Below are 1443 nucleotides of genomic sequence, written 5' to 3'. Positions count from 1 at the left end.
ACATGGACAAGCGAGAATAGCAGAAGTAGCTGGAAAGTTACGCGAGACAGGGTGAAAGCCCCGTATGCGACATTCAACCTTGCCTAGCCGGGATCCTGAGTACGGCGGAACACGAGAAATTCCGTCGGAATCCGGGAGGACCATCTCCCAAGCCTAAATACTCCCTAGTGACCGATAGTGAACCAGTACCGTGAGGGAAAGGTGAAAAGAACCCCGGAAGGGGAGTGAAACAGCACCTGAAACCGTGTGCTTACAAGTAGTCAGAGCCCGTTAACGGGTGATGGCGTACCTTTTGTAGAATGGACCGGCGAGTGACGATGTCATGCAAGGTTAAACCGAAGAGGTGGAGCCGCAGCGAAAGCGAGTCTGAATAGGGCGTAGAGTATGCCGTCGTCGACCCGAAACCAAGTGACCTACCCATGTCCAGGGTGAAGGTGCAGTGAAATGCACTGGAGGCCCGAACCCAAGTACGTTGAAAAGTGCTGGGATGAGGTGTGGGTAGCGGAGAAATTCCAATCGAACTTGGAGATAGCTGGTTCTCTCCGAAATAGCTTTAGGGCTAGCCTCGGATAGTGCATCGTGGAGGTAGAGCGACTGTTTGGACTAGGGGCCCTTATCGGGTTACCGAATCCTGATAAACTCCGAATGCCACAGTATGTAGATCCGGGAGTCACACTGCGAGTGATAAGATCCGTAGTGGAAAGGGAAACAGCCCAGACCGTCGGCTAAGGTCCCCAAATTCTTGTTAAGTGGAAAAGGATGTGGGGCTGCTTAGACAACTAGGATGTTGGCTTAGAAGCAGCCATCATTTAAAGAGTGCGTAATAGCTCACTAGTCGAGTGGCCCTGCGCCGAAAATGTACCGGGGCTAAACAAGATACCGAAGCCACGGATAGAACCAATGGTTCTATGGTAGGAGAGCGTTCTAAGGGCGTTGAAGCAAGATCGTGAGGACTTGTGGAGCGCTTAGAAGTGAGAATGCCGGTATGAGTAGCGAAAGACGGGTGAGAATCCCGTCCACCGAATGACTAAGGTTTCCTGGGGAAGGCTCGTCCGCCCAGGGTTAGTCGGGACCTAAGCTGAGGCCGAAAGGCGTAGGCGATGGACAACAGGTTGATATTCCTGTACCAGTCTGCTTTGTTTGAGCAATGGAGGGACGCAGGAGGCTAAGATGTGCACGCTGCTGGAATAGCGTGTCCAAGCAACAAGTCTGAGAATGAGTCAAATGTTTATTCTCTTAAGGACAAGTTGTGATGGGGAGGGAAATTAAGTACCGAAGTATCCGATGTCACACTGCCAAGAAAAGCTTCTAGTGAGAAGTAGGCTGCCCGTACCGCAAACCGACACAGGTAGTCGAGGAGAGAATCCTAAGGTGATCGAGAGAACTCTCGTTAAGGAACTCGGCAAAATGACCCCGTAACTTCGGGAGAAGGGGTGCTGACCA

General features: G+C 51.7%; 1 rRNA gene. It reads left to right on the top strand.

Annotation, left to right across the window (positions count from 1 at the left end):
• A 23S ribosomal RNA gene (locus ACYVLS_RS00720) occupies window positions 1–1443 on the top strand; the annotation flags it as partial.

Source organism: Alkalibacterium psychrotolerans (assembly GCF_054784355.1).
Note: the sequence above shows the minus strand (reverse complement) of the source record. Positions and strands in the feature narration are given on the sequence as shown.